Here is a 9,286-nt window from a genome sequence, read left to right as displayed (position 1 = left end):
GCTTGAGCGCCGGCTACGGTTTTGGTGGCGATGGTGACGTCAATACCAAGGGCCAGGCCGCACCGAACATCGCCAACATCAACGGCGGCGCACGCCCGGGCCGCGTAGACCTGGACCGCAATGGCCTGCTCGGCGGCGCGCAAATCGGCTACAACTACCAGTTCGGTCAGTGGGTCGCGGGTGTCGAAGCGGATATCTCCCACACCGACCTGCAAGACAGCCGCACTATCGGCACGTCGCAACTCAACACCCATCTGGCGCTGAACAACAAATTCGAGTCGAAGATCAAATACCTCGGCACCCTGCGTGGGCGTTTCGGTTATGCCTTCGACCATACCCTGATCTACGGCACGGCCGGCCTGGCCTACGGTGAAACCAGCCAGAGCATCGACATGTTCGGCCCAACCGGCAATACCCAATTCAGCGGCGATCAAAGCCACTTCAAGATGGGCTACACGGTGGGTGCCGGTATCGAGCAGTCGATCACCAAGAACCTGTCGTTCAAGACCGAATATTTGTACTACGACCTGGGCGAAGACAAACTCAACGTGGCGGTGATTCCGGGCAGCGGCGGGGCGGGTACCGGGTATGACTCCAAGTTCAAGAACGATGGGCAGATGTTGCGCGTGGGGTTGAACTGGAAATTTGATTGACGCTGGCGTTGAGCCTCATGCGCAGGCGCGTGGGGCTCCCAAAGGGCGCGCAGGGCGGTGGTAAAACTGCCCTTGTCGCGCCTTGCGGTTTTTGCGCGACTGGAAAGTGTTCCAGGCGGTGAAGTCAAAGCGCGTGGCGCAGATGACGTTTTCCTGGATCAGCAGAATGGGGAGCGGCTGTTCTGTGTGCGCGTAGTGAGTGTTGAAGGTGACCTCCAGCGTGTCCTTGTCGCGATAGCCGCTGAGTATGGGGAGCAAGCTGAACGCATGGTCGACACCTTCGGATTCCGTCGGTGTTCCGGCGAATAAGACAATCCCGACATAGACCTTGCGATCACTTAAGCTGAACATGCACGGCGCGAATTGCACGATGGATTCTTTCAGTAAAATTCTGAATGGGTTGCCCTCCAGAAGACCCAGGCAAAGCAAGGAATAGAGTTGTGCATCCGTTTCCAGTGCCAGTATTTTTTTCCTCACGCGGCCATAGAGCCTTGCCCAGAAGAAAGGGATAACCAAAGCAGTCAGCCCTGCCTGGATCAGAAAGACCCACAGCGTGCAGTTTCTCTCATTGGCTATATCGAGGTGCACCAACAGGTTGCCCAGGTAGGTGCTGTAGTCCGAAGCAATCTCGTATCCTGCGATATGGATCTTCTGCTTTGACAGCACCCAAATAGCTGCACTCAGGAACGTTGCAACGATCAGGCAAACCATGCCCAGCCTCGCGACTTGCAAGTAGAGCAGTTGCCCTTGAAAACGGTGCAGGCGCACGTAATAAAACGGGTGCCTGGTGCAGACAACGTAACCGCTGACCAGTAATGGCGGGATGATCAGCAGGCCCATGAATCGTCGGCCTCCATTTTGCGCACCTGGCGTACAGCTAATCTGTACTGCTCTGACGCCAGCACTTCGGCGGCGTCCAGGCCAATGCCTCCGGGCACGACTTTCCACGTTTTACGGGACTTGACGTCTCTTGCTCGATCCCAATCAGCCTGCGTCGGTCTCCCAAACATCAAATGCATTAAAAGCATGGCGACAGCCTCGAAAAGAAGTAGCCATTTTTATAGCAAGCGCATTCGCCACTCACCACTGATGGCGCGCCGCGCCACCGTCGCCAGTTCCCGTAGGAAACGTCTCCATTAGCGCCAGCGGCTAAAGTGCCGTCGGTGCAGTCACCCGGATCACTTGCGCCGCCACCTCGCCCGGCTACCGCGACTGATGTAGAGTCGTGCTGCCGACTCAACCGCAGGAAATCGCCACATGACCCAGGAATCCCGTTTTTCCCGGATGGAGCCGGAGTTACGCAAGGCCAATCTGGTCCAGGCGACGCTCACGTGCCTCAAGCGTGACGGCTTCCAGGGCGCGTCGATCCGCAAGATCAGCGCCGAGGCGGGCGTGTCGGTGGGGCTGATCAGTCACCACTACTCGGGCAAGGATGAGCTGGTGGCTGAGGCTTATCGCACGATCACAAGCCAGGTCATGGGCCTGCTGCGCGCGACCATGGCCAAGGCGCCGCCCAACCCGCGCGAGCGTTTGTCGGCGTTGTTTCGTGGCTCGTTTTCCGCCGAATTGCTCGACCCGCATCTGCTCGATGCCTGGCTGGTGTTCTGGGGCGCCGTCAAGACCGCGCCCGCGATCAACCTGGCCCATGAACATTCCTACGGCGAGTACCGCACCATCATGCGTTCGGCGCTGACGGATATGGCGAAGGAGGAGGGCTGGGAGCAGTTCGATGCCGACCTCGCCGCCATCGGCTTGAGCGCCTTGCTTGACGGCCTGTGGCTGGAGTCCGGGCTCAACCCCGGCACCTTCACGCCAGAGCAGGGCATCCAGATCTGCGAGGCCTGGGTCGACGGCTTGCAGAACGGCGGCCGCCAGCGTTACCAGCTCAAACCCTGAGCCCATCTCGCCGCCTGAGCGCGCTGTTCGGGCCGTTATTTCCCCACTGAAAATATTTGCAGTTTGCCGATTGCCACGTTACTGAACACTCGTTTAGTATCTCGCCATGTCGCACCCCTCACGCCAACTAAAATAATTCGAGGACGCCATGACCACCGATTCGCCTGTGCTCACTCACGTGCAAGCAGGCGTTGCCTGGATCACCCTCAACCGTGGCCCGCAACGCAATGCACTGGACATCCCGGCCCTCAAGCATCTGCATGCCCTGCTCGACGCTTTCAACACGGACCCCGCTGTGCGCGTGGTGGTGTTGACCGCCAGCGGTCGCAGTTTCTGCGCTGGTGCCGACCTGGCTGAATGGGCCGACGCCGAAGCGCGTGGCGCCCTCGAAACCTACGGCTGGACCGAAACCGCCCATGCCCTGATGACCCGCCTGCACACCCTCGACAAACCCACGATTGCCGCAATCAACGGCACCGCTGTCGGCGCCGGCATGGACCTGACGCTGTGCTGCGACCTGCGCATCGCCGCGCAGTCGGCGCGCTTCAAGGCTGGCTACACCAGCATGGCTTACTCGCCGGACGCCGGTGCCAGTTGGCACTTGCCGCGCCTGATCGGCAGCGAACAGGCCAAGCGCCTGTTGTTCCTCGACGAGTTGTGGAGCGCCGACCGCGCCCTCGCGACCGGGCTGGTGGGTGAAGTGGTCGCCGATGATCAACTGCACGCCCACACCGCCGAATTGGCCGCGCGCCTGGCCAAAGGCCCAACCTTCGCCTTCGCCCAGACCAAGACCCTGATTCGCGAAGGCGCCGCGCGCACCCTGCCGGAGCAACTGCACGCGGAACTCGCTGCAGGCCTGCTGTGCGGGCGCAGTGCCGACGGCGCCGAAGCGCTGCGTGCGTCTGTGGAAAAACGCCTCCCGAGCTTCTCCGGCGAATAAACACGACACCTCTTTTTCCACACGACGGGTAGCGCCATGAATTTCCAGCTCAGCCAAGAACAAGACATGTTGGTGGACGCGGTACGCAGCTTTGTTGCCAGGGAATTGTTGCCCCACGAGGAAGCGGTAGACCGTGCCGATGAGGTGTCGCCGCAGCTTGCCGCGCAGATCCGCGACAAGGCGATCGCCGCTGGTTTCTATGCCTTCAACATGCCGGAAGCGGTCGGCGGCGGTGGGCTCGATTACCTGTCCCAGGCGCTGATCGAGCGCGAGCTGTCCAAGGTCTCCTGGGCGCTGCATGTGTTTGTCGCACGGCCTTCGAAGATTCTGATGGCGTGCACCGGTGCGCAAATCGAGGACTACTTGTTGCCCTGTGTCCAGGGCCGGAAAATTGACTGCTTTGCCCTGACCGAACCGGGTGCCGGCTCCGATGCCAACGCGATCAAGACCCGTGCCGTGCGCAGCGGTGATGACTTCGTGATCAACGGCAGCAAGCACTTCATCAGCCATGCCGGGCACGCCGACTTCGCCATCGTCTTCGCCGTCACCGACACCTATGAACACAACGGCCGCCAGCGCAACGCGGTGACCTCGTTTCTGGTGGATCGCGGCACGCCCGGCATGACCATCCGCCGTGGGCCAAAGTGCGTGAGCAACCGCGGTTATCACACCTACGAAATGTTCTTCGACGACTGCCGTGTGCCGGCGTCCAAGGTCCTTGGCGACGTGGGCAAAGGCTGGGAAGTCGCCAACGCCTGGCTCACCGCCGGCCGTGTGATGGTCGCCGCCAACTGCGTCGGGCAGGCCCAGCGTGCGCTGGATGTGTCGTTGCAATGGGCGGCGGACCGCAAGCAGTTCGGCCAGCCCATCGGCACCTATCAAGGCGTGAGCTTCAAGCTGGCCGACATGGCCACGCAGATTCGCGCCGCCGAACTCTTGACCCTGCACACCGCCTGGAAAATGGACCAGGGCAGCATGACCGATGGCGAAGCCGGCATGGCCAAGCTGTTTGCCAGTGAAACCCTGGGCAAGGTCGCCGACGAAGCCGTGCAGATTTTCGGCGGCATGGGCTTGATGGATGAAGGCCCGGTCGAGCGCATCTGGCGCAACGCGCGGATCGAGCGGATCTGGGAAGGCACCTCGGAAATCCAGCGCCATATCATCGCCCGCGAACTGCTGCGGCCGCTGTTGCGCTGATCGCGCGGAGAACGTTTATGTCCCAGGCTATTCGCGACAACCTCAAGCGCCTGCTGGCGCCCCGGCACCTGGCCTTCGTTGGCGGGCGCAGCATGGCCCGCGCCTTCAAGCGCTGCGCCGAGGGCGGTTTTGACGGGCCGATGTGGCTGGTCAACCCGCAGCATGACAGCCTTGACGGCATTCCCTGTGTGCGCCGCGTGGCCGATTTGCCCTGCGGCCCGGACGCAGTGTTTATCGCCACCAACCGTGAGCTGACGTTGACGTGTGTGGCTGAACTCGCAGCCATCGGCACCGGCGGCGCCATCTGTTACGCCTCAGGTTTTGCCGAGACCGGCGCCGACGGTGCCGCGTTGCAACAGCAACTGCTGCTGGCCGCCGGGCAGATGGCCTTGCTCGGCCCCAACTGCTACGGCCTGCTCGACTACCTGCACAGCTCGGCGCTGTGGCCGGTGGCCCATGGCGGCAAGTCGGTAGAAAAGGGCGTGGCCGTGCTGACCCAGAGCGGCAACTTCGCCTACAACCTGTCGATGAGTGACCGCTCGTTACCCGTGGCTTACATGGCCTCGGTCGGCAACCAGGCGCAGTTGGGCGTGGCCGAGTTGATGGACGTGTTGCTCGACGAGCCGCGCGTCACCGCCATCGGCTTGCACCTGGAAGGCTTGAAGAATGTGCCGGGGTTTGCCCGTGCAGCGCACAAGGCGTTGGAAAAGGGCATTCCGATCATCGCGCTGAAAACCGGCGTTTCGCAGCTCGGTGCCGAGCTGGCCTTGAGTCATACCAGCTCGCTGTCTGGCTCCGACGCGCTGTACGACAGCCTGTTTGCCCGCTTGGGCGTGATTCGCGTCAGCGGGCCGGTGGGTTTTGTCGAAACCCTCAAGGCCGCTGCATGTGGCAACCTTCCGGCGGGCAACCGCCTGATGGCACTGGCCTGTTCCGGCGGCGATGCCGGGCTGATTGCCGACTACGCCGAACGCAACCACCTGGCCTTGCCCGCACTTGACGAAGGCCAGCGCGGCGAACTTGCGCAGGTGCTGCCCAGCTACGCCAACCTGGTCAACCCGCTGGATTTCACCACGGCCATCTGGGGCGACCGCGAAGCGCTCCACAGCATGCTCGACACGGCCCTGCGCACCGACGCCGACGCCGTCATGCTGGTGCTCGATTACCCGGCGGAATTTACCGGCGAGCGCAAAGAGTGCGACCTGCTGCTCGACCTGTTTTGCAGCGCGCTCAGCCGCCATGGCAAGACCGGTTTCGTCACCTCGGCCTTCCCCGAATTACTCCCGGTGCACGCCCGCGAGCGTCTGCATGCTCACGGCATTGCCGCGCTGCAAGGCGTGGAGGACGCGCTCGCCGCCTGGGGCCGCATTGCCAATTATCAAAACAACCGGCGTGTGCTGCTCGAACGGGGTGAGTCGATACTTGCACCGCTCTGCCCGCAGCCCCTTGCAGGGCAGGGCCTGGCCCTGGATGAATGGGCCTCCAAGCAAGCCCTGCGCGCTTTCGGCCTGAGCACGCCGGCCGCGATGTTAAGTACGCCAGGGCGGGCAATCGCGGACGCGACGTTATTGGGCTACCCCTTGGTACTCAAGGCGGTCAGCGCCGACTTGCCGCACAAAACCGAAGCGGGGGCCGTGGCGCTGAACCTGCAAGACGGCGTTGCGCTGTCGGCAGCGCTCGAACACATGCGCGGGCAAATCGCAGCGTATGCGCCGGGTGTCGTTTTCGATCAATTGTTGCTGGAAGCCATGGCCGCGCCGCCGCTCGCCGAGTTGATCGTGGGCATCAAGCGCGAAAACGATTTCGGCCTGGCCCTGGTCATCGGCACTGGCGGCATTCTGGTTGAACTGCTCAAAGACAGTTGCAGCCTGCTGTTGCCGACCACCGACGGCGCCATCCGCCACGCCTTGCTCAACCTGCGCAGCGCTGCCTTGTTGCAAGGCTTTCGCGGGCGTGAAGTGGCGGACCTGGACGCGCTGGTGGCGGCCATTCGCGCGGTGGCCGATTACGGCTGCGCCAACGCCGCGCAGTTGCTGGAGCTGGATGTGAACCCATTGTTGGTCAGTGCCCGAGGCGCCACGGCGGTCGATGCATTGATTCGTCTAGGAGATGAGCATGCACGATAAAACCATGACCGGCGGCCAGGCCCTGGTGCGTTTGCTGGCCAACTATGGCGTCGACACGGTGTTCGGTATTCCCGGGGTGCACACCCTGGAGCTGTACCGCGGCTTGCCGGGCAGCGGCATTCGCCATGTGCTCACGCGCCACGAACAGGGCGCCGGGTTCATGGCCGACGGCTATGCGCGGGTCAGCGGCAAGCCGGGGGTGTGCTTTGTGATCACCGGCCCCGGCGTGACCAATGCCGCCACGGCCATCGGCCAGGCGTATGCCGACTCGATTCCGATGCTGGTGATCTCCAGCGTCAACCACACCGCCAGCCTCGGCAAAGGCTGGGGCAGCCTGCATGAAACCCAGGATCAGCGTGCGATTACCGCACCGATCACGGCATTTTCGGCAGTGGCGCTCAGCGCTGAAGACTTGCCCGAGTTGATCGCCCGTGCCTACGCGGTGTTCAACAGCGAGCGGCCACGGCCGGTGCACATCTCGGTGCCGCTGGATGTATTGGCCGCGCCGATAAAACGCGACTGGAGCAATGACGTGGTGCGCCGTCCCGGGCGTGGCCTGCCCTCAGCCGAGGTGTTGGATCAGGCCGCCACCCGACTCGCTGCGGCCAAGCGCCCGATGATCATTGCCGGAGGCGGTGCGCTGGACGCGGGCGAGGCGTTGCAGCGCTTGAGCGCGTTGCTGGCGGCGCCGTTTTTCACCAGCGTGGCGGGCAAGGGGTTGTTGCCGATAGGTGACCCGCTGAACGCCGGCGCCACCCTGTGCGTGGAGCCTGGCTGGCAGCTGATCAGCGAGGCGGATGTGGTGCTGGCCGTCGGCACGGAAATGGCCGACACCGATTACTGGCGCGAGCGTTTGCCGCTCAAGGGCGAACTGCTGCGGGCGGACATCGACCCGCGCAAATTCAACGATTTCTACCCCTGCGACGTGGCGCTGCAGGGTGATGCCCATCAGACGGTCGTGGCCTTGCTGGAGCGTTTGCCGACCACGGCGCGTGACCCGCACGCGGCGATTGCACAGGTTGCGGCCTTGCGCCAGGCCGTGGAGCTGGGGCACGGCCCGCTACAGACTCTCCATCAGGCGATTCTCGACCGCATCGAGGCGGAGCTGCCGGCCGATGCGTTTATCAGCAGCGACATGACCCAATTGGCCTACACCGGCAACTACGCCTACCCCAGCCGCGCACCGCGCAGCTGGTTGCACCCCACCGGTTACGGCACCTTGGGCTACGGCTTGCCGGCGGGCATCGGGGCCAAATTCGGCGCGCCCCTGCGGCCGGGATTAGTGCTGGTGGGCGATGGCGGTTTTCTCTACACCGCGCAGGAGTTGGCGACCGCCGTCGAAGAACTGGACAGCCCGCTGGTGGTGCTGCTGTGGAACAACGACGCCCTTGGCCAGATCCGCGACGACATGCTCAGCCTGGACATCGAGCCGATCGGCGTGCTGCCACGCAACCCAGATTTCGCGCTGTTCGCCCAGGCGTTCGGCTGCACGGTGAACCAGCCCAAAAACCTGGATGAATTGCAGACGGACTTGCGCAACGGTTTCAAACGCAACGGCGTGACCTTGATCGAGCTGAAACACGCCCATGCATGCTAAGAGTTGATCCTCAGCGACACGCCCTGGAAGGACATTCCAATGAAAGTTTTGATCGTTCACGCCCACCCTGAACCGCAGTCGTTTACCGCCGCGCTGCGCGACCAGGCCGTTGCCACGCTGGAAGGGCAGGGCCATGTGGTGCAGGTGAGTGATTTGTACGCCATGCAGTGGAATCCGGTGGCGTCGTCGGCGGACTTTTCAACGCGGGAGAACCCCGACTACCTGGTGTATGCCCTGGAGCAGCGTCTGGGCGTGAAAAAGCAGTCCATTGCGGCGGATATCCAGGGCGAGCTGGACAAGGTGCTCTGGGCCGATGTGCTGATTCTCAACTTCCCGATCTTCTGGTTTTCGGCCCCGGCGATGCTCAAGGGCTGGATTGACCGGGTGCTGGTCTCGGGCGTGTGTTACGGCGGCAAGCGTTTTTACGATCAGGGCGGGTTGGCGGGCAAGCGCGCGCTGGTCACCGTGACCTTGGGCGGGCGCGAGCATATGTTCGGTGAGGGCTCGATTCACGGGCCGCTGGAGGACATGTTGCGGCCGATTTTGCGCGGCACGCTGGCGTATGTCGGGTATGAGGTGTTGGCGCCTTTTGTGGCGTGGCATGTGCCGTATATCAGCGCCGAGGCGCGCGAGGGTTTCTTGCGCGGGTATCAGCAGCGGCTGCAAGGGCTGGCGGATGAGCAGCCCTTGGTGTTTCCGAAGCTGGAGCAGTTTGATGATGCGCTGTATCCACTGCCTTGAATCCAACGACCTTCAACTGTGGGAGCCGGGCTTGCCCGCGATAGCGGTCCATCTGTCAGCCTATCAGGTGACTGATACACCGCTATCGCAGCATAAGTATCTACACATCGCTGTAGTGAGCGGGCTTGCCCCGCGC

8 protein-coding genes are annotated in these 9,286 nt (G+C 62.9%); 7 read left to right on the top strand and 1 reads right to left on the bottom strand.

Features of this window, described 5'->3' with window-relative positions:
* Window positions 1–653 (top strand): outer membrane protein (locus tag WBB95_RS12020; RefSeq protein WP_424487797.1); only part of this gene is annotated, 653 nt, incomplete at its 5' end.
* A gap of 15 nt (window positions 654–668) precedes the next feature.
* On the opposite strand, the gene WBB95_RS12015 is transcribed toward WBB95_RS12020, so the two are convergent.
* Window positions 669–1,493, bottom strand: coding sequence for a hypothetical protein (locus WBB95_RS12015; protein WP_424487796.1), 825 nt, complete (start codon window positions 1,491–1,493; stop codon window positions 669–671).
* A gap of 417 nt (window positions 1,494–1,910) precedes the next feature.
* Between WBB95_RS12015 and WBB95_RS12010 the strand changes: the two genes are divergently transcribed.
* The 6 genes from WBB95_RS12010 (at window position 1,911) to WBB95_RS11985 (ending at window position 9,150) form a co-directional block, all read left to right on the top strand.
* Window positions 1,911–2,549 (top strand): TetR family transcriptional regulator C-terminal domain-containing protein, encoded by a 639-nt coding sequence (locus WBB95_RS12010; protein WP_424487795.1) that lies wholly within the window; start codon window positions 1,911–1,913, stop codon window positions 2,547–2,549.
* A 148-nt stretch (window positions 2,550–2,697) separates the two neighbouring features.
* The gene (locus tag WBB95_RS12005) at window positions 2,698–3,489 is read left to right on the top strand and encodes an enoyl-CoA hydratase/isomerase family protein (protein ID WP_424487794.1); all 792 of its coding nucleotides are present in this window, start codon (window positions 2,698–2,700) and stop codon (window positions 3,487–3,489) included.
* 36 nt (window positions 3,490–3,525) lie between these two features.
* Window positions 3,526–4,686, top strand: coding sequence for an acyl-CoA dehydrogenase family protein (locus tag WBB95_RS12000; RefSeq protein ID WP_424487793.1), 1,161 nt, complete (start codon window positions 3,526–3,528; stop codon window positions 4,684–4,686).
* Between the two features lie 17 nt (window positions 4,687–4,703).
* A complete protein-coding gene (locus WBB95_RS11995) occupies window positions 4,704–6,812 on the top strand; it encodes an acetate--CoA ligase family protein (RefSeq protein WP_424487792.1) in 2,109 nt (702 codons plus the stop codon).
* The gene (locus WBB95_RS11990) at window positions 6,802–8,409 is read left to right on the top strand and encodes a 5-guanidino-2-oxopentanoate decarboxylase (protein WP_424487791.1); all 1,608 of its coding nucleotides are present in this window, start codon (window positions 6,802–6,804) and stop codon (window positions 8,407–8,409) included. The genes WBB95_RS11995 and WBB95_RS11990 overlap by 11 nt, the downstream gene beginning before the upstream one ends.
* A gap of 39 nt (window positions 8,410–8,448) precedes the next feature.
* Window positions 8,449–9,150: an NAD(P)H-dependent oxidoreductase gene (locus WBB95_RS11985; RefSeq protein WP_424487790.1), complete on the top strand. Its 702-nt coding sequence runs from the start codon at window positions 8,449–8,451 to the stop codon at window positions 9,148–9,150.
* Window positions 9,151–9,286: the final 136 nt, after the last annotated feature.

It is taken from the genome of Pseudomonas sp., assembly GCF_049645325.1.
Classification (GTDB): Bacteria; Pseudomonadota; Gammaproteobacteria; order Pseudomonadales; family Pseudomonadaceae; genus Aquipseudomonas.
This window is presented reverse-complemented; position numbering and strand designations above follow the sequence as displayed.